Consider the following 18,876-nt stretch of genomic DNA (forward strand, 5'->3'; position numbering starts at 1 on the left):
AACTGCTTCCCTGTCTTGATTATACTAAGCTGAATTAACGACCCATTTCACCGAATTATCGCTTAGTTAAAAATGAAGTGATCAGATATATTTCTTACTAACCCTAGTGCCATCATAAGTAAATAATGCTAGTTTGTCTTCAACTTCAGTTTCTATATGAACTGTCCTACCCCATAGTTGATAAATATAAGGCAATGTTTTCTCTAGATAGTGCAGATCAAGTTCTATATCTTCATAATGATGCTTTAAATAAAGCTCACCATTTCCAAAATAATCTCCATTTTGGACAGTGATATATGGAAATCCACCATTTACACGCATTGTAATTAATTGGTCACGAATCCTTTCCCAATTTTTATCAATCACCTTATAATCATTTCCTTTTTTTTGGAAAAGATATAAGTCTTCTCTTTCCACTAAATCTTTTGTTAAATAATTTCTCAAAAAAGATATATCTGACTCAATCTCTCTTACTTCAAATATCTTTTCACGACCTTTTCCAGGAACTGCTCCCCACTTTTTCATTTCGTCTGAAGGATGATCAAATCTCTTCTCTATATCCTCGAACATTTTCACGCCCAAATAATAGGGATTAATTTGAGTCTTAGATGGTTGCACAACACCGGCGTTTAGACTAGCAAACTCAACTGCTTCTCCACTACCTAAATTCATTTCTCGCAAAATTCTTTGATGCCAGTAAGAAGCCCAGCCTTCGTTCATAATTTTCGTCTCTAATTGAGGCCAGAAATAAAGCATTTCCTCTCGCATCATGGTCATGATGTCACGTTGCCAATCCTCTAAGTTACGACTATATTCCTCAATAAAAAGAACAAGATCCTTTTCAGGCTTAGGAGGGAACATTTTTTTCTTTTTGTTTTTATTTTTGTTTTTTGAGTTATATCCAGTCGATGGAACTTCATCTAATTCCCACAAGTCTTCATAGCTAGATTGTACGACAACATCATGATCATCTGAATCATCAAGGCTCCAGTCTAATTCAGCTTTTATCAGGGATGGATCTATATGTTCTTGAATTGCTAAAACTGCATCTAGAAATTTCTCTACTTCTTCAATACCATGTTGCTTTTCATAAGCAGCAATTCGTTCTGCAGTTGCTGCCATACTTTCCACCATCTCACGTTGCGTGTTTTGAAAACGTGCATTATTTTTAAAAAAATCACAATGTGCTAAGACATGTGCAACAATCATTTTATTTTGGATTAAACTATTTGAATGTAATAAAAAAGCGTAACAAGGGTTTGAATTAACAACCAGCTCATATATCTTGCTCAGCCCTAAGTCGTATTGTAACTTCATCATATGAAATTGTTTACCAAAACTCCAATGTGAGAAGCGAGTAGGCATGCCATAAGCACCAAATGTGTAGATAATTTCAGGAGGACAGATTTCATATCGCATAGGAAAAAAATCAAGCCCAAACCCTTTCGCGATTTCAGTGATCTCATCAATTGCGTATTCCAATTGTTTCTGATCTGCTTGCTTCATCCGTGATCTCCCCTTTTACTGAATTATCTTCAGTATATGATTCAGGCAAGCGAATGATGAAAAGGTATTGGACTTGATTATTTTGAGGATTTTATTTCAACTCGGAAATTATCTACTCTTTACTAATAAATTAACAGCTTGATTGACGTAATCAGCTGTATCTTCCCCTTCTTCTTCAGCTCTTTTAACACACTCAACTAAGTTAGAGCTTACAACAACTCCCATCGTGCGATCCATTGCTGTACGAGCTGCAGACATTTGTGTAATCACATCTTTACACTCGCTACCCTCTTCCATCATTTTCAAAATCCCACGTAATTGACCTTCAATACGTTTTACTCTATTTTTCATCTGATCTGTGTATTCCACTGTAATCCCTCCAGCTATAATAGTTTTAAGCTAATTTCCCTAATTTATCCTTACATGTGCAATTAGTGATTTTATACCCAATAACCTGGTATCCTTTATGTTTTAAAATACGAATACCTAAGTTTCTTTCTATTTTATCAGAAGCAATCAAATAAATATACTTTGATGGTATTTCATGATGATAGCGATTCAAGTAAGCCACAGGCATAAAAACAGAATTGTCAACCGTCTCTTTTGCTGATGTGTTATAATCTCGTATGTCTAGTGTAACACTTTTGTTTCGGACTTCTAATTTATCTTTATCTATACACGGTACCCCTTTAACAGGGTAGTATCGTAAATATAACATATATCCTATAATACTAAATAAGGTCAATGACAAAAAAATCATTTTAAAACCTCCTATTATTAAAACTTTTTCCGACAATCATTTTATACCCTGTTAGGTATAAAAGTCAATAGAAACGAATTTCTTTTATACTATGCAATATTATTAATTTGGTTTCGCAATAACTACAATATACGTTCATTCTACTTGTTAACTATTAGAATACAAAAAAAACGCTCAGATGAGCGTTTTTTACTTATATCAATTCCTTATTCTTAATCATTTCTGACTGCATTCCAATAGTATACCAATGTTTCCATTCCCTTGTCATAACTATCTAATGCAAAGCTCTCATTAGGTGAGTGAAGGCGATCTTCTGGTGTACCAAAACCTAATAAAACAATCGGCATGTGATAAATTGATTCAATCCACTCTACAACTGGTATAGAACCACCCATACGCACATAAACAGTTTCTTTACCAAATGCTTTTGTATAACTTTCAGCAGCTTTTTCTATCAACGGATGGTTCGGATCTACTTTATAAGCCTTTGCGGACAATGGTTCGCGCTTTACCTCAAGCTTAACTCCTCTTGGAACGTTTTCTTCTAAATGTTTGACCAACAAACCTTGGATTACATCAGGGTCCTGTCCAGGTACCAAACGGCATGTGATTTTAGCAGTAGCAGCAGACGGAATAATCGTTTTTGTACCCTCTCCTTGATAGCCACCAAATAAACCATTTACTTCTAACGTTGGACGAGCCATTGTATGTTCTTTTGCTGTATACCCTTTTTCAGATACTGTCTCTGGTATACCTGTGGATTCTTGATAATTTTCACCTGGTACATTATCAATTAATCGTCTCTCTTCCTCACCTAATGCTTCTACACCATCATAGAACCCTGCAACCTGCACTACTTCTTCTTGATCTTTTAAAGAAGCCAACAAATGGGCCATCGCTATTGCAGGATTTCTTACTGCACCACCATATAATCCGGAATGCAGGTCATTAGAAGGGCCATGCAACGTGAACTCAAGACCTGTAAAACCTTTCAAACCATACAAAATAGTCGGTTGTCCACTTGCAACCATCCCTGAATCAGAAATAACAGCAAAATCTGCTTGAAACTGTTCTTTTCTTTTTGTTAATATATCATATAAATTTTCGCTACCTATTTCCTCTTCTCCTTCAATACAAACCTTCACGTTAATTGGCAAGGTACCCTCTGTCTTCATAAATGCTTCAAAGACAGCTAAATGCATAAATACCTGACCTTTATCATCACTAGCACCACGCGCATACAAACGTCCATCACGTACTTCAGGTTTAAATGGTTCACTATCCCATAACTCTAATGGATCTGCAGGTTGCACATCATAGTGACCATATAATAATATTGTTGGCGCATCATTTCCAGCACCTAACCATTCGCCATAAACTAATGGATGACCTTTTGTTGGTTGTACTCGGACCTTATCAAATCCAATTTTATCTAAATATTCCTTAACAAATTGTGCCGCTTGATGCACATCTTCTTTATGTTTACTGTCAGTGCTAACACTTGGAATAGATAAAAAATTATGTAATGCATGTAATTGAGCTTCCCGATTGTCTCTTAAATACTGTAAAACCTTTTCAGTCATTTTTACACTTCCCTTTCCTTATTTAAATAAGAAGAGCAGTATATTTCTGATCTTCATGATTTGCTCTTTCACTCTTCTTGATAATTTTGTTTATAGCTTTATGTAGAATTAACATAACACAAAAAAAGTTTCACGGGAAGATATTCACTAATGCATAACAAAACGACTGTCCTAATAAGAACAGCCGCTTACTAATCAAATTTAATTAATCTGCTTGTTGTGGAAAAACACGTTCAATCATTTCACCGAATTGATCAAAAAAACCTTCAATTGGTTCGCCATTTTCAACGTTATCTGCATAATCTGTCGTCAAATTCATAAAGTCAGGATTTGTTGATACATAGACGTAATCAACATTCTGTGTCTCAGCTTTTACTACTTTGGCAATTTGTCGTTTTATCCTGTCAGTTAGCCCATCATCGTTATTTGTACCATTTGTATTGCCACGTCGATTTAAATCAGCAGCTACATACGCATTATTACCCTTTGTTACAACATAAACATTATCAACACCTTGCACCTCATCATTAACGCGATCAGCAGCTCTATCAGCTACATGATACCCATTATTTGCTCTTTTGCCATTGTTGTTCATGTTGTTCATGTTATCTCTTTGGATTACATTATTTTGAGCACCGTTATTCTCTGCTGTCGGGTCGTAACCAATTTGATAGTTACCATCATAGGTAGTGTTACCTCTGTTGTTTGTAAGTTGATCATCCTGTCCATTCCCAACATTTTGATTGCGAAGCGGTGTATCTAACGTTGTGTCATTCCGAACTGGATCAATATTATTCATACCTTGTTGACCCACTTCATTATTATCTTGAGCACCGCAAGCAACCAAGGTAGACGCTGTCAGTAATGCAATACTTACTTTTTTCCATTCCATACACTAACTCCTCCTTTTTTAGAGTCATGCATAGTATGCGAATGTATTTTACCTTTATGCATTCTTTAAAAGCAGTAAATCAGCCTAAAATTAACACAAAAGACTTATTATTCGCATAAGATAAAACAAATGGAAATTAAGCCAAGAATGTATTGGCGTTATATTAATGAATTGAGTCATACTACTAGTAACCCTTTAAATATTTCCGGATAACGGGATCATTTAATGAAAGAGGGATAAAATATGATGGAAATTCCCGATTATGATAAGGCACTATACTTTACGCTTTGGGGACAATGGGATGATTTATTAGTGCTAATGGTACGCACTAATGATGACATCTTATCTAAAAAAATCGAAACATTTTTACATGCTTTTCATTACAGTCGTGATGATCAACAAATTATGAATAATCACGATTCATTATTACACTATATCGATCATGCAATGAGCTATACACCTATTGCAACAGTCGATTATTAATATTTAATGAGGGAAGGAAACTTTTTCATAGTTCCTTCCCTTTCTTATATTACTTAATTCTCAACCATATCTTGTAATAATTGTTGTGATTTCAATGCTTCATAACCATCGACATCTGGCTTCTTCTGTCTTTCAATACAATCAATAAAATGATTTATTGCACCTTCAAATCCTCTTAAATCTCCAACAGTTTGCCATGAGCCAGGTGTTGTTAGTTGGGATGCGTTATCTTTGTTAAAAACGAGATCACGCATATTTGTTACACTTAGAATTCCACCATCTGTTGTCAGTTCTAGTTTTTCTAAATCTACACCTGCTTGCCGGTGCATCCTAGATGAAAATAAGCGACTTTCACTTTCATAAGTATGATTAGCAAAAATCATCTCTTCTTTTTTTGTTCTTTTTGAAAAAAAGTGTCTTACTTCAAGATCATCAGTCGCAAACCAACGAACTGTATCAACTAAATGTAAATAATCATCTAACATCGTCTCGGAAAATGAAGCAGGACCAATCCCCTTAGGCCGATGCTTTTCAATATGCATTGAATCAAAATTACCTGCCAACTCTTTCGCTTGTAAATACACTGGCGCAAAACGTCGATTAAAACCTACCATTAAAATACGTTTTAACTTTTCACTTTTTTCCACCAAACGTGACGCATCTTCTAAGTTAGCTGCTAACGGCTTGTCAACATAGACATCTAAACCTTGGTCTAATAGATAAGACACGACTTGATAATGCGTTTCAGTGGTACTATGTACAAACACAGCATCACACGCTTTACTCAAAGATTCTAAACTGTCAAAAGACTGCATACGATAATTCTCACAAATGATAGCACGCTTTGCTTTATTTGGTGTATAAGCTCCGACCAAAGACCAATTTTTTTCATTTGATAAAATCGGTAAATAAGCTTTTTGAGCAATACCACCTAATCCAACTATTCCAACACGTACCTTAGTTGTCATATTATTTCACCACCCTATAGAACTTGTCCATATTGTAGCATATTTCTGTTATCCAACACCTTTTAAATATTCTTTCAGATAAATGTAATCTCCATCCAAAATAACAAATAAAGCCAATATAAATTTACGATTTCGTTCTAACGTTTTTTTACTTACGGTTACATGAGGAATTAAATCTTTAATTGGGACTTGCTTTTTCAACTTCACATATTCACGCATTGTTTCATTTTGATATAAGGTTAGAGCAACTTTAATAGCCGAATTGCGAGCATCTCTATGTTTTGGCGCATTATTTATAAGTTCATTAAAACCTATTTGATAATTATTCAACTGTTGAACCAAAGCCTTTATTTCTTCACGTTGATGCCATTGTTCTGTTTTCAAATGATATATTTTGCTTGCAATTTCTACTTCAATTGCATTATCCATTTGTTCATCATTATAACCATCATCTAAATATACAGGCAGTTGTCGTTTACTTTCTTTTCTAATATAATCAATTGTTTTTCTCTTTATAACTAACCGAGCAAATGCTAAAAAGGAGCAACCTTTCTCTGGAGAAAAATCAATCATTGCTTCATTAAATGCACTTAGTCCGATACTAAATTCATCATCACTTGTTGAACTAATATATCTTTTGCATACTTCGGAAACAGTTTTCACAATAAACGGCTTATAAACTTTTAGTAATCTATTTTGTAATTTCCGATCACCTAATTGGACTAATCGAACATTTTCTTCTAACGTATTCTCCCTTGTTTCTAAAACTGCGAGACTTTTCATCTTTTTTCACCACCATCAATTTAACTTTATCTATTTAATGAGTTATTATCTAGATCTGCTTTGCTCTTATATCATATAAAACATCTATACCGGAAACCATCACAGGTACTTAACATTTCATTAAAAATAGATATCAAAATTTAGGTCTTTAAACCTAATTTAAAATTAAATTGATAATAAACTGGTCTTATTTTCCTTCTCTTCAATTTAAAAACCACACTCATAACTTAATATGTGCGTGGTTTTTCGTATCACTCTTCTAATGCTTGATAATAATAATCAACCGGAACTGCTAAACCTACCTTACCATGTTCATCATGTTTTAATGTTGCAAAAATAACACCGATAACTTTTCCATTTTGATTAATAACAGGACTACCACTATTCCCACGATATATAGGTGCATCTAACATAAGCACCTGTTGCTCCCAACTTTTTAGATCTGTATAACCGATAATATTACCTTGATTAGCTATTCCATTAAATCGCAATGGATTTCCAATAAAATGAATATGCTCATCTGACTCAAACGTAGTCTCTTTTGCTAACTCTAAAAAGGGAAGTTCATTTCCATCCACTTGTAACACGGCTAAATCAATAGACGGATAGGTTGCAACTATTTCTGCTGCAAATAATCCCTCTTCCGGAAAGGCAATTGAGATTACTTTTTCGTCTTCAATAACGTGGTGGTTTGTAATAATCGTTCCCTCTGGCGAAATAGAAAAACCTGTTCCTTTAGAATTTCCCGCACTTACAACTACAACCGATTCTTGGTATTCATCAATCACTGGATCAACTGATAATTTTGCAGATGTAACTAAAAATTCTATAGCTGGAATAGAAAATGTTTGTGGAAAAATTGCAATAACATTTAAAAACATTGCACTTGCAATCATCCAAAACGCCCATTTAGGGAAGGGACGCTTTGTAGGTTTTTCTTTTTCAGCTTTCTCTTTTTCTATAACCTTTTGACGTTCTTGCTCCAATATTTCAAGCAACTCATCATCATCTATTTCTTCATACAAATCTTCATCAATAACATCTAATTTATTTCGTTCATCCATCCTGTCACCTCAGTATCGAAACAGCACCTTTTTAAACTATACAGATATTTTAACAGATTATTATACTGAGGATTATATTTTTTAATTAAATATTTTCTGAAATTTAATCAGCGACAAGATTTTCAATACTAACAAAAGTGCACATTGATTTCCCAGGAAATATATCTACTAACCGCTTCCTTTCCACCATTTCACTTTAATCATCACTATTTCCTTTGATTCAAATATTATCATTATTCTTACTCTCCTTTCAGTATCATCATTATTTACGGCAAATAATAAAAACAACTTGATCAAGTTTGAAACTTTTTTCTCTTCTTGTAACAACACATATTAGTGCGTATCGTTTCATTAATTGTTTTAATAAATACACAATATCACCCGTTTCAATAATTATTCTTTTTATCAACTGTCATCTTTTCTCACCATTACTCCTGCTTGTGTTAGAATGAATTTCAACATAATTCACATCTCCTTTTTAATTAGTCTTAATCATAAATATTAATTTATATAAAAAATAGCACACACGTCCAAGGACATGTGTGCTATTCATAAACACAAAAAAAGTCACGGACATTATGCGTGACTCAAACTTAACTAGACTTATTTCCCAAAATTTTAATGTAATAATTTATCCCATTAATTTAAGAAAAGTTATCCGAGGAGGTCACGCCAGTTATAAAGTTAGTTGAAACTACTACTAGATTAAGCTTATTTTTCATTTTCATGACCTCCTTTCTACAATTTACTAATCACATTATACTATTAGCTGTAAATACAATCTGTGAAGAATGTTACATTGATCCAAGTTAACTATTATCGTAAAAGACTTGAAAAGTATATGTGCTATCGTCTAAGATATAATGAAGTACATATAGGGGGAATGGACATGCTTTTAGAGGAAATACTCAGCTTCAATCACCAATTTGTCGAAAACAAGTCGTATCAGCCTTATGAAACAGATAGTATACCAAATAAAAAGGCTGTTATTTTTACATGTATGGATTCTCGTTTAATTGAATTATTACCAAAGGCTTTAAATATCCATAATGGCGATGTGAAAATCGTTAAAAATGCAGGTGCAATTCTTAGAGATCCGTATGACAGTGCAATGAAAAGTATATTGGTAGCAATTCATGCCTTACAAGCTGAAGAAGTTTTTGTTATAGCGCACCATAATTGTGGCATGAATCAACTTGATACAGAAACATTATTAGAAAGAATGAAGATACAAGGAATTACAGAAGAACAGGTTGCACAACTAACCGTCGATCCTAATGAATGGCTAAAAGGCTTTGATCAAGTTGATGAAGCTGTTAAGCAATCCGTTTCTGTAATTGAAAACCACCCATTACTTCCAGTAGATATTCCTGTCCACGGATTAATAATTGATCCTCACACAGGTAAGTTGGATCTTGTAACTAATGGATATGAATAAAATTCTAAAGAATAATGGACTGTATCTAATAAAAGATACAGTCCATTATTCTTTAATATGGAAAGTGGTCAGGATGTGGGCCGATACGGTTGTCCTGATCTAACATATCAATTGCAGTCATATCTTCACTAGTTAATGCAAAGTCAAATATTGCTGCATTTTCCTTTTGTCTTTTTTCATGAACAGACTTTGGAATAGAGACGATATCATTTTGATAGTGCCATCTTAAAATAATCTGGGCAGGTGTTTTACTATATTTTTTTGCTAAGTTCTGTAAAGTTGGGTCGTCTAGATACTTCGCTTTTGCTATAGGAGACCATGCCTCTACTATTATGTCATGATTTTTACAGAATTTTCTTGTTTCAGTTTGTGCCAATTGCGGGTGTAACTCTATTTGGTTTATCATTGGTTTAATCTCTGACTCTTGAATTAAATCATCCAAATGATGCGGAAGAAAATTACTCACACCTATCGCCTTTGCTTTTCCATCTCTATAAAATTTCTCTAATGCTTTCCACGTCTCTTTATATTTACCTGGAACTGGCCAATGAATTAAATAAAGATCGATATAGTCTAAGTTTAACTTTTCAAGGCTTTGATCAAAAGCATCTAATGTATTATGATAACCTTGCTGATCATTCCACACCTTGGTTGTTACGAAAATTTCATCTCGTGGAACTCCACTATCTTGAATTGCCTTGCCAACACCTTCTTCATTTTGGTAAAAAGAAGCAGTATCAATGTGACGATAACCAAGTGCAAGAGCGGATTTAACTGCTTCATAAACACTTTCACCTTCTTCCATTTTGTAAACACCTAAACCTAAAACAGGGATTTCAATACCATTATGCAAAGTAGCTGTTGTAGTTAAACTCATGGAAAAACTCCTTTCATTATCTATATCTTCCATTGTACTTTAATCCATGTCTAATTTAAAATAATTGAACCCAAAAAAGCAAAAGGCTTAAGCCCTTTGCTTTTGATTTTACTCTTCTGTTTTCTTTTCTTGATAATAACCATGGTATTCTTTGCTTTCCTCAATATCTTCTGCAACTAAACCTGATAGTACGTGAACTCGTAAGATTAGTCCTTCAAGTTTGTTTTCTTCATTAACTACAGCTAAAGGAAACTTAGACTCAAGTGCTTTTGGTATAATGTCACTAACATATTCATCTTTACTTGCTTTTGTAATATTTGTATCAAGTACGTCTGCTAGTGTTTTTTTCTGTTTAATACCATTTATAGCTGCATCTATTGTGACAATACCTTTTAGGTGACGACCTCGATCTACTACAAACACACTTGAAATACCATTTTCTCGCATTTCTTTTACAGCTACGTTTAAACCATCTTTCATTGAAACTAATGCATTTGGTTTTGTCATAACATGCTCGGCCTGTAATATCTTTGAACGATCAATATCCCGAATAAAGTCAGATATATAATCGTTAGCTGGTGCCTCAATTATTTCCTCTGGTGTTCCTACTTGTTCTACTTTACCATCCTTCATTACCGCTACACGGTCACCTAGCTTAAATGCTTCGTTAACATCATGGGTGATGAAGATAATTGTTTTCTTTAAACGATCTTGAATATCAAGTAACTCTAACTGCATATCTCTACGAATAAGTGGATCTAACGCACTAAACGGTTCGTCCATTAATAAAATATCTGGATCATTAGCTAAGGCACGTGCTAAACCTACACGTTGCTGCATACCGCCAGATAGTTCATCCGGATACTTATCTCCATATCCTTTTAAACCAACTAAATCAATATTTTTTTGCGCTATTTTTTGACGTTCCTCTTTCGGTACGTCTTTTATCTCAAGACCATACTCAACATTACCTAATATAGTACGATGATTAAACAAGCCAAAATGTTGAAATACCATTGCAATTTTATTCTGACGGAAATGATTTAACTCCGAGCCCGAATATTTGACTATGTCTTCTCCATCAACTTTTATTGCACCATCTGTTGGTTTATTTAACAAATTAAAACAACGGATTAATGTTGATTTACCACTACCGGATAGACCCATTATAACAAAAATTTCGCCCTCATTAATTTCCATTGATGCATCATAAACACCAACAGTATGGTTTGTTTTCTTTAAAATTTCAGCTTTTGACATGCCGTCTTTAATCATTGGTATAACTGATTTTGGTTTTGGGCCAAAAATTTTAGAAACATGTTCAATTTGAATTTTCTTAGTCATTATTTAGCCCCCCTGTGTTTCTGAAATTTATCAGCTATTCCACCTGTAACACGGTCAATAATGATAGCTAAAAATACAATACTAATTCCCGCTTCAAAACCTAAAGCAATATCAATTCGATTAATTGAAATCAATACTTGTTCACCAAGGCCCTGTGCACCAACCATTGACGCTATAACAACCATCGCTAAAGCCATCATTGTTGTTTGGTTTACACCAGCCATTATGGTTGGTAAGGCTTGAGGTAATTGAACTTTCTTCAACATTTGTAAACGAGATGACCCAAAAGATTGTGCTGATTCGATAACTTCTGGATCTACCCCCCTAATAGCTAGTTCGGTTAAACGAATAACTGGTGGTAGCGCATAAATTAATGTTGCAAATATAGCCGAAACATTACCCAATCCAAAGAAGAAAATTGCTGGAATTAAATAAACAAAACTAGGCATTGTTTGCATTGCATCTAAGATAGGACGCATGATGGTAGAAAAACCTTTACTAAATGACATTAAGATACCTAGTGGTATACCGATTAATAAGCAAATAATTACCGCACTAAGTACAATTGATATTGTCATCATCATTTCTTCCCAAAGTCCAAAAGTTCCGATAACAAAGATAAAAGCCCCATATAAAATACCTGATGACACTGACTTAATATACCATCCTAAAAGAAAGATTAAAAAAATAAATACCCACCAAGGTAAAATAAGTAGTAATCCTTCAATACCATTAATTATTCTTGATGAAATAAAAAATATTAAATCAAATAATGGATCTAATGTTGTATCTAAAAAATCAACAAAATCACTAACATAATCTCCTAAATTACTTTGTATATTTGGAAAAATCCCCATAGGCATGACTGCTTATATAGCAGCCTTTTCACCTCTCATTTCTTTATTTTATTTACTGATAAAGTGAACCTTCAATCAGTGGGGGTTTTTGCCCTTCCCCCACTGATTGTTAGCTGAACCATTCGGGGTGTTAGCGTCCGTTTACTCCCACTTAACCAACTTTGATTTTTCTCGTTGTTTTGAAGTGGGAGTTTTACGGACGATTACACCGGGATAAAAAACAGCTGGCCCTTTAGACCAGCTATTTACTTTATTCAATTGCTTCTAAAACATCATTTGCTACATCTTCTGGAACCCACTGTGTCCATATATCCTGGTTTTTATTCATCCACCAATGTGCAGCTTCATCTGCATCTACTTCATTTTCATTCATATAAACTAATGCTTCCTCAGTTAATGCACTACTTGTCTCATAATTACTCAAAAATTCCGTTACCTCTGGAGCTAGCTCTGGAATATCTTTGTGCACTGCAACAACTACGTCATTCGGTGGAAATTCTGTACCACGCGTTTCATTCCATGTATCTTCATCATATTCAGGTTCAGCCAACAATGTCAGGTCATACATTGCAGTAACAGCTGTTGGTGACCAGTAGTACCCAACCCATGCTTCACCTGAATTGTACGCGTCAGCTAGAGATGTAATAATAGCGGCATCTGAACCTGGCATAAAGTTATTCATTGTTTCATCTAATCCATATGTTTCAAATTTTGCATCAATTTGTTCTGCTACTGCCCATCCACTAGGCGCATTAAGAATTCTTCCTCGTCCAGGATCTTCAGGGTCTTCAAATACCTCTGGATAGTTTTTTAAGTCTTCTACAGTTTCTAAGCCTGGTGCTAATGGCTCTATCCCACGTTCTTCATCACCTTCAATTACATATGTTGGAACGTAGAGACCTTGTTCATTATCATCAAAGTTAACTGATAGCGTTTCAAATTCACCTGCTTCTGTTGCTTCTTCATAGACTTCTTTTATGTTATCCGTCCATACTTCCATATAGACATCGATATCTCCCTCACGTAAACCTTGAATTGTTGCAGCAGTTGAACCTGGTGTTACCTCTGTATCATAACCATAACCATTTTCAATAATTGTTTGTGCAACACTATTATGGAATCTAATACTATCCCAACCTGCATCAGCAAGTGTTATTGTATCAATTGTTTCTTCATTATCTCCCCCACAAGCTGCTAATAGTCCTAGCAATACAAGCGATAAAATCATAAGTACCTTTTTCATTTTGTTTCCCCTTTTCAATGTTTTATATATTTTTTAATATGAAATAAATCATATTATTCATATTTCCGATTACGCAACAAACTTAATTATAGTTTACTTATTAGTTAATTCCCAAATTCGATAAACAACAAGATTCAATGATTTACATTAAAAAAATAGCATCTCACACGAATAACTATGCCAGTGAAACATTTAAAGGGAAATACAGCATAATACGACACCATCTAACACATTTCCTATATTAACTGAAAATTCAATATAAAAATAACCACCAATTGGAATAGCTTTTTTCCAATTGGTGGTTATTTATATCTATTTAGGTACTCGTCTTTCATATAAAAAATAAGCTGTCAAATGAATCATTACATTATAAAACGCAATCACACCTACTAACTCACCGCCCATTCCCAGTGAATCTGTGGTGAGGAACCATATAGCTATTCCTAATAAAAAGACGAAGCGTATGTTACCTGCTACACCATTTACCGGTGTCCAAAAACTCCAAATAGTTCTTGTTTCTCTTTCTACTGTTTGATAACAAACATAATGATAAGGACGTATTCTAAACATATTACTTACTGTTACAAGTTGATCTCTTTTTTCGATTGGCTTCTGACAATATGGACATATAACTGGCTTCAATTTTTTCCTCCCACAAGCTTTGTGGTATTAATTTTCTATTATAAACCACTATTTAGCTGTATCTTTAATTATTTTAATTACTTTATCCTTTGCTTCATGACTCTCATACTTACGCATATTTTTTTGAAGTGTCTTACCTTCTTGTTTCAACTTTCGTAAAGCTTCAACTAACTTTTCAGGTTTTAAAGTTTCTTCATCTAATACATGTGCATAACCTTGTTTTTCAAAAGAATCCGCATTTAATAGTTGATCACCTCTACTTGCTTGTCGAGATAATGGAATTAAAAGCATTGGCTTTCTTAATGCCAGAAATTCAAAAATGGCATTAGCACCTGCACGTGATAAAACAAAATCCGTTGCTGCTAATAAATCAGGTAATTCATCATGAACATATTCAAATTGTGTATAACCTGCCATGTTAATTGTTTCATCAACATTATCTTTTCCACAAATATGAATGATCTCAAATTGTTTCGTTAATTCTTCTAGTTTTGTTCTTACTGCTTGATTGATCCGTTGTGCACCAGCACTTCCGCCCATAATAAGCAAAACAGGCTTCATCCCAGTTAAATTCGCATACACAAGCCCCTTCTGTTTACTACCTTGTAAAAGTTCAGGCCGGACAACTGCGCCAATCCATTCTGCTTTCTTTTCTGGTAAATGTTGCATCGTTTCAGGGAATGTTGCAAGTATTTTTTTCGCAAAAGGCATCGCTAATTTATTAGCTAATCCCGGAGTAATATCTGACTCATGAATCACAGCTGGAATACGACTCATCCGTGCTGCAATTAATACAGGGACCGAAACAAATCCTCCTTTTGAGAAAATTACAGTTGGCTTTATTTTTCTTAAAATACGATACGCTTGCTCAATCCCAATTAACACTTTAAACGGGTCTTTAAAATTTTCCTTTGAAAAATATCTACGTAGTTTTCCCGTTTGAATTGGATGGTATGTAACACCTTGCAATCTCTCGATTAATTCACGTTCTATACCTGACTTTGAACCAATATAATCTATTTTCCATCCTTGCTCTTGAAAAGTAGGTATAATGGCAACATTTACCATTACATGTCCTGCTGTTCCCCCACCAGTAAATACAATACGCTTATCAGTCATTAATAAAATCCTTTCTTTTTCCCGCATGGGGAGTTCACTGCCGTTAATATAAGAAAAAGTGAAACTTCAATAAGTGGGGTCTTAGCCCTTCCCCCACTTATTGTTAGTTGAACCATTCGGGGTGTTAGCGTCCGTTTACTCCCATTTAAATACTTTGATTTCCTCGATGTTTTTAATTGGGAGTTTACGGACGATTTCACCGGGATAAATGGCACTATCTGCATAAAGTGAACCTTCAATCAGTGGGGGTTTTTGCCCTTCCCCACTGATTGTTAGCTGAACCATTCGGGGTGTTAGCGTCCGTTTACTCCCACTTAAACAACTTTGATTTTTCTCGATGTTTTAAAGTGGGAGTTTTACGGACGATTACACCGGGATAAAACTATGTTATAATCCTTTTTATCCTCTAAAGGAATTTTAGCATAAAAGGATGACGTATATGTATGAAACGACAACGATTAGGCAAAAAATAAATCTTTTTATTACCATTCTTCTTCCTATTTTAATCACGCAACTAAGTATGTATGCAATGAATTTCTTTGATACGATTATGTCAGGGAATGCTGGTGCGGAGCAATTAGCTGGTGTTGCAATTGGTTCTAGTTTATGGATCCCTATTTCAACTGGTATAAATGGTGTTCTAATTGCGATCTCACCAATGGTGGCACAATTACTTGGTGCCAAAAAGGAAAAAGATATTCCTGAAACTGTACGACAAGGAATCTATTTAGCCATCGGATTAGCAATTGTTGTTAGTGTCATTGGATTTTTCCTAATCAATCCAATATTACGAATTATGGATTTAGAAGCCGAAGTAAGTCATGTGGCTAAGTTTTATTTAATTACAATTGGTACTGGTATTATTCCACTTTTTATTTTTAACTTACTTAGGTGCTATATTGATGCTTTAGGGCAAACAAGGATATCTATGTTTATCATTTTACTATCGTTACCTTTAAACATTCTATTTAACTACATGTTTATTTTTGGTGAATTTGGTGCTCCTGCCTTAGGTGGTATTGGTGCTGGTGTAGCATCGTCCTTAACTTACTGGCTTTGTAACGGAATCGCTGTTTGGGTAATCTGGAAAGTACGACCATTTAGAAATCAACACATTTTTCGTAATTGGACACTTCCTTCGATTCGAGTCTGGTGGGAACAATTGCGGATTGGTGTTCCAATTGGCTTCTCTATGTTTTTTGAAGTAAGCTTTTTCTCAGCTGTTACACTATTTATGAGTGAATATAATACGTATACCATTGCAGCACACCAAGCTGCACTTAACTTTGCTTCCTTTCTATACATGATACCACTCAGCATTGCAACCACTTTAACTATTGTAATCGGTTTTGAGGTTGGTGCAAATAGACAAAACCATGCTCGCACTTATTCCTTTATGGGAATCATTACTGGAGTCATCATTGCTTTTCTAGCAGGATTCATTCTATATGCTTTTGATGAACCAGTTGCGCGTCTTTATAACCAGAATCCTGAAGTTATTTCCTTAACCAAAAACTTCATTTTCTTTGCTATCTTTTATCAATTTGCTGATGCATTTGGCGCACCAATACAGGGTATTTTACGTGGATACAAGGATGTTGATGTTGCCTTTTGGATGTCACTTGTCTCGTATTGGTTAATTGGATTACCAAGTGGTTGGCTGTTAGCACAATTTACAACTCTAGGGCCTTATGGTTATTGGGTTGGGATAATTATTGGTTTAAGTGTAGGGGCAGTTGCATTAGTAATACGAATGCTGTATTTACAGCGCAGGCTCTTACAAGAAAATCAGATTCAATCGTAAAGTAAAAGCACCTTTTTGAGAAAGGTGCTTTTTTTATGCTTGAAACGATTTTGCCACTTTTACTAATTCAGTTTTCGTTACCGTGTTAGAGCCATTGTCACTATCAATCACTCCGGAACGGAATACTAATTTATAAGATATGCCCTCCATACTCCAATAGAGTGTTTTTGCAAAACTATTATCAACATATGTACCACTTATCTGTTGATTAATCTCAACTGACTCTCCGCTAATATCCTCTGGAAAATGTCCGTCAACTGCTTGAAGGGTTAACAGATCGTTTTGACTTGAATAAAAGCTAATATCTAACGCTTCTTGATCTGTTCCAGTAATGATGTACTGATCAGAAATAATAAACTCAACTTGAAATGGAAGAAATTGAGGTAATTGTGATTCAAATGACAAACTCTCCACTCTCTCATTTACTTCTGTTTTTTCATAATCATAATAGCCCTCTGGAATGGATACTTGTTCTTGTTGTTTGCATCCAATTAATGCCAGGAAACTTATTAAGCAAAAAATAAGATACTTCCTCATTATGACTGGTCTCTCCTTCCATACTCTAAACTTGTTGAATTTCACCCTATAGTTTAGACGAATGCAATTACGTTTATGTTGCAATTTTCCGCATAAAAATTTAATTTCAGACATCATTAATCAGTATTATGAATGATTATTATAGTTTAGTTATCAATCATTTTCACTCTGTTTTGTATGGCAATTTTAATGTTTTCATTAAAATCAATCGGATCAATACACACAATTGAATTCTCATTAAACATTTGTTGAAACGCAGTAACTGTCTGCTCTATCTTCTCTGGGAAGGAATTAATAGAAAAGAAATGTGGAACAACATAAATCACCTGATAATCTGTTTTAACTAATTCTTCTAGTTTGGCTTTAAAACTCGGTTCAGAAGTTTTTAAGTAAGAATCATAGACTGAAATATCTTTTAATTCTTTTTGTAATTGTTCTGTAAAAAGTTGAAAAGTCTCACTTGCTTCCTTATATCTACTTCCATGCGAAACAAGTAATACAGCTTGTTTCTCCTTTGTCTCTATTTTCTTATTGAATATCCGATCTGCAGTATCAGTTATAAGCTGACTACTTGCAGCTAACGGTTCACCGATATGAATAGTAACATCTGGGTAAGTAAGTTGTGCACTATGTACTTGCTCCGGAATATCTTTGATAACGTGCACACCTGGTAAAAGAAATACAGGCATAAGGATAATTTCTGTTGCGCCTTTTTTTACACATTGTGCAATCCCTTCTTTAATATTTGGATCTGCTTCGAGGAATGCAACCTGCTGGATTTGCATATCAACTAGTGAACTTAGCTTTTCTAATTCTAATCGCATCCTCTTATTTGTTTGTTCATTTTTGCTACCATGTGCTATGTAAAGAACTGCTTTCATAATTTATCTCCTTTCATGGAACCCACTTTAATATTAACAAACGAATAAGTATATACAAAGAAATCCAGCTCTCAACGTATCTGAAAGCTGAATTT

General features: G+C 34.4%; 19 protein-coding genes. 3 read left to right on the plus strand and 16 right to left on the minus strand.

Translation table 11 applies throughout. The annotated features are described in order from the left end of the window. Window positions 1–81: 81 nt before the first annotated feature. The 5 genes from D2K40_RS04560 to D2K40_RS04580 all read right to left on the minus strand — a co-directional run bounded on the left by D2K40_RS04560 (window position 82) and on the right by D2K40_RS04580 (window position 4,741). Window positions 82–1,506 carry a SpoVR family protein gene (locus D2K40_RS04560; protein WP_117153432.1) on the minus strand — a complete coding sequence of 475 codons (1,425 nt, stop codon included), beginning with the start codon at window positions 1,504–1,506 and terminating at the stop codon, window positions 82–84. 108 nt (window positions 1,507–1,614) lie between these two features. Further along, on the minus strand, window positions 1,615–1,875 hold the full coding sequence (locus tag D2K40_RS04565; RefSeq protein WP_117153433.1) for a metal-sensitive transcriptional regulator: 261 nt from the start codon (window positions 1,873–1,875) through the stop codon (window positions 1,615–1,617). Between the two features lie 25 nt (window positions 1,876–1,900). Continuing rightward, entirely contained in the window at window positions 1,901–2,266 is a 366-nt protein-coding gene (locus D2K40_RS04570) for a hypothetical protein (protein WP_117153434.1), read from the minus strand. A 212-nt stretch (window positions 2,267–2,478) separates the two neighbouring features. Next, window positions 2,479–3,849 carry a dipeptidase gene (locus D2K40_RS04575; RefSeq protein ID WP_117153435.1) on the minus strand — a complete coding sequence of 457 codons (1,371 nt, stop codon included), beginning with the start codon at window positions 3,847–3,849 and terminating at the stop codon, window positions 2,479–2,481. A 205-nt stretch (window positions 3,850–4,054) separates the two neighbouring features. After that, window positions 4,055–4,741, minus strand: coding sequence for a YhcN/YlaJ family sporulation lipoprotein (locus D2K40_RS04580; protein ID WP_117153436.1), 687 nt, complete (start codon window positions 4,739–4,741; stop codon window positions 4,055–4,057). 246 nt (window positions 4,742–4,987) lie between these two features. Here D2K40_RS04580 and D2K40_RS04585 point away from each other — a divergent pair, with 246 nt between their 5' ends. Then, on the plus strand, window positions 4,988–5,224 hold the full coding sequence (locus D2K40_RS04585; protein WP_117153534.1) for a YhdB family protein: 237 nt from the start codon (window positions 4,988–4,990) through the stop codon (window positions 5,222–5,224). A gap of 53 nt (window positions 5,225–5,277) precedes the next feature. On the opposite strand, the gene D2K40_RS04590 is transcribed toward D2K40_RS04585, so the two are convergent. The 3 genes from D2K40_RS04590 to D2K40_RS04600 form a co-directional block, all read right to left on the minus strand. Continuing rightward, complete coding sequence (locus tag D2K40_RS04590) at window positions 5,278–6,192, minus strand: Gfo/Idh/MocA family protein (RefSeq protein WP_117153437.1); 915 nt, start codon at window positions 6,190–6,192, stop codon at window positions 5,278–5,280. A gap of 48 nt (window positions 6,193–6,240) precedes the next feature. Next, the gene (gene sigI / locus D2K40_RS04595; RefSeq protein ID WP_117153438.1) at window positions 6,241–6,975 is read right to left on the minus strand and encodes an RNA polymerase sigma-I factor; all 735 of its coding nucleotides are present in this window, start codon (window positions 6,973–6,975) and stop codon (window positions 6,241–6,243) included. 251 nt (window positions 6,976–7,226) lie between these two features. Then, on the minus strand, window positions 7,227–8,039 hold the full coding sequence (locus tag D2K40_RS04600; protein ID WP_117153439.1) for a S1C family serine protease: 813 nt from the start codon (window positions 8,037–8,039) through the stop codon (window positions 7,227–7,229). Window positions 8,040–8,928: 889 nt separating this feature from the next. Between D2K40_RS04600 and D2K40_RS04605 the strand changes: the two genes are divergently transcribed. Then, window positions 8,929–9,477: a beta-class carbonic anhydrase gene (locus tag D2K40_RS04605; protein WP_117153441.1), complete on the plus strand. Its 549-nt coding sequence runs from the start codon at window positions 8,929–8,931 to the stop codon at window positions 9,475–9,477. Between the two features lie 52 nt (window positions 9,478–9,529). Here the strand turns inward: D2K40_RS04605 and D2K40_RS04610 are convergent, their stop codons facing one another. The 6 genes from D2K40_RS04610 to D2K40_RS04635 all read right to left on the minus strand — a co-directional run bounded on the left by D2K40_RS04610 (window position 9,530) and on the right by D2K40_RS04635 (window position 15,559). Beyond that, a complete protein-coding gene (locus D2K40_RS04610) occupies window positions 9,530–10,354 on the minus strand; it encodes an aldo/keto reductase (RefSeq protein ID WP_117153443.1) in 825 nt (274 codons plus the stop codon). A gap of 108 nt (window positions 10,355–10,462) precedes the next feature. Then, window positions 10,463–11,698, minus strand: coding sequence for a quaternary amine ABC transporter ATP-binding protein (locus tag D2K40_RS04615; RefSeq protein WP_117153445.1), 1,236 nt, complete (start codon window positions 11,696–11,698; stop codon window positions 10,463–10,465). Beyond that, the gene (locus D2K40_RS04620) at window positions 11,698–12,555 is read right to left on the minus strand and encodes an ABC transporter permease (protein WP_117153447.1); all 858 of its coding nucleotides are present in this window, start codon (window positions 12,553–12,555) and stop codon (window positions 11,698–11,700) included. The genes D2K40_RS04615 and D2K40_RS04620 overlap by 1 nt, the downstream gene beginning before the upstream one ends. A 250-nt stretch (window positions 12,556–12,805) precedes the next feature. Further along, entirely contained in the window at window positions 12,806–13,798 is a 993-nt protein-coding gene (locus tag D2K40_RS04625; RefSeq protein WP_117153448.1) for an ABC transporter substrate-binding protein, read from the minus strand. A 312-nt stretch (window positions 13,799–14,110) separates the two neighbouring features. Then, on the minus strand, window positions 14,111–14,440 hold the full coding sequence (locus D2K40_RS04630) for a hypothetical protein (protein WP_117153450.1): 330 nt from the start codon (window positions 14,438–14,440) through the stop codon (window positions 14,111–14,113). Between the two features lie 48 nt (window positions 14,441–14,488). Then, window positions 14,489–15,559: an undecaprenyldiphospho-muramoylpentapeptide beta-N-acetylglucosaminyltransferase gene (locus D2K40_RS04635; protein ID WP_117153452.1), complete on the minus strand. Its 1,071-nt coding sequence runs from the start codon at window positions 15,557–15,559 to the stop codon at window positions 14,489–14,491. 439 nt (window positions 15,560–15,998) lie between these two features. Between D2K40_RS04635 and D2K40_RS04640 the strand changes: the two genes are divergently transcribed. After that, window positions 15,999–17,363, plus strand: coding sequence for an MATE family efflux transporter (locus D2K40_RS04640; protein ID WP_117153454.1), 1,365 nt, complete (start codon window positions 15,999–16,001; stop codon window positions 17,361–17,363). Window positions 17,364–17,396: 33 nt separating this feature from the next. Here D2K40_RS04640 and D2K40_RS04645 read toward each other — a convergent pair whose 3' ends face one another. After that, window positions 17,397–17,900, minus strand: a complete 504-nt coding sequence (locus D2K40_RS04645; RefSeq protein ID WP_117153456.1) for a hypothetical protein — start codon at window positions 17,898–17,900, stop codon at window positions 17,397–17,399. Window positions 17,901–18,046: 146 nt separating this feature from the next. Continuing rightward, window positions 18,047–18,781 carry a sirohydrochlorin chelatase gene (locus D2K40_RS04650; protein ID WP_117153458.1) on the minus strand — a complete coding sequence of 245 codons (735 nt, stop codon included), beginning with the start codon at window positions 18,779–18,781 and terminating at the stop codon, window positions 18,047–18,049. Between the last annotated feature and the right edge of the window lie 95 nt (window positions 18,782–18,876).

It is taken from the genome of Paraliobacillus quinghaiensis, from assembly GCF_003426025.1.
In the GTDB taxonomy this organism is placed as follows: Bacteria; Bacillota; Bacilli; order Bacillales; family Amphibacillaceae; genus Paraliobacillus_A; species Paraliobacillus_A quinghaiensis.

Excerpts from the sequence above, each read along its gene's own strand:
- D2K40_RS04560 (WP_117153432.1), bottom strand. The coding sequence starts at position 1,506 with ATGAAGCAAGCAGATCAGAAACAATTGGAATACGCAATTGATGAGATC.
- D2K40_RS04570 (WP_117153434.1), bottom strand. The coding sequence starts at position 2,266 with ATGATTTTTTTGTCATTGACCTTATTTAGTATTATAGGATATATGTTA.
- D2K40_RS04575 (WP_117153435.1), bottom strand. The coding sequence starts at position 3,849 with ATGACTGAAAAGGTTTTACAGTATTTAAGAGACAATCGGGAAGCTCAA.
- D2K40_RS04580 (WP_117153436.1), bottom strand. The coding sequence starts at position 4,741 with ATGGAATGGAAAAAAGTAAGTATTGCATTACTGACAGCGTCTACCTTG.
- D2K40_RS04585 (WP_117153534.1), top strand. The coding sequence starts at position 4,988 with ATGGAAATTCCCGATTATGATAAGGCACTATACTTTACGCTTTGGGGA.
- D2K40_RS04590 (WP_117153437.1), bottom strand. The coding sequence starts at position 6,192 with ATGACAACTAAGGTACGTGTTGGAATAGTTGGATTAGGTGGTATTGCT.
- sigI (WP_117153438.1), bottom strand. The coding sequence starts at position 6,975 with ATGAAAAGTCTCGCAGTTTTAGAAACAAGGGAGAATACGTTAGAAGAA.
- D2K40_RS04600 (WP_117153439.1), bottom strand. The coding sequence starts at position 8,039 with ATGGATGAACGAAATAAATTAGATGTTATTGATGAAGATTTGTATGAA.
- D2K40_RS04605 (WP_117153441.1), top strand. The coding sequence starts at position 8,929 with ATGCTTTTAGAGGAAATACTCAGCTTCAATCACCAATTTGTCGAAAAC.
- D2K40_RS04610 (WP_117153443.1), bottom strand. The coding sequence starts at position 10,354 with ATGAGTTTAACTACAACAGCTACTTTGCATAATGGTATTGAAATCCCT.
- D2K40_RS04615 (WP_117153445.1), bottom strand. The coding sequence starts at position 11,698 with ATGACTAAGAAAATTCAAATTGAACATGTTTCTAAAATTTTTGGCCCA.
- D2K40_RS04620 (WP_117153447.1), bottom strand. The coding sequence starts at position 12,555 with ATGGGGATTTTTCCAAATATACAAAGTAATTTAGGAGATTATGTTAGT.
- D2K40_RS04625 (WP_117153448.1), bottom strand. The coding sequence starts at position 13,798 with ATGAAAAAGGTACTTATGATTTTATCGCTTGTATTGCTAGGACTATTA.
- D2K40_RS04635 (WP_117153452.1), bottom strand. The coding sequence starts at position 15,559 with ATGACTGATAAGCGTATTGTATTTACTGGTGGGGGAACAGCAGGACAT.
- D2K40_RS04640 (WP_117153454.1), top strand. The coding sequence starts at position 15,999 with ATGTATGAAACGACAACGATTAGGCAAAAAATAAATCTTTTTATTACC.
- D2K40_RS04645 (WP_117153456.1), bottom strand. The coding sequence starts at position 17,900 with ATGAGGAAGTATCTTATTTTTTGCTTAATAAGTTTCCTGGCATTAATT.
- D2K40_RS04650 (WP_117153458.1), bottom strand. The coding sequence starts at position 18,781 with ATGAAAGCAGTTCTTTACATAGCACATGGTAGCAAAAATGAACAAACA.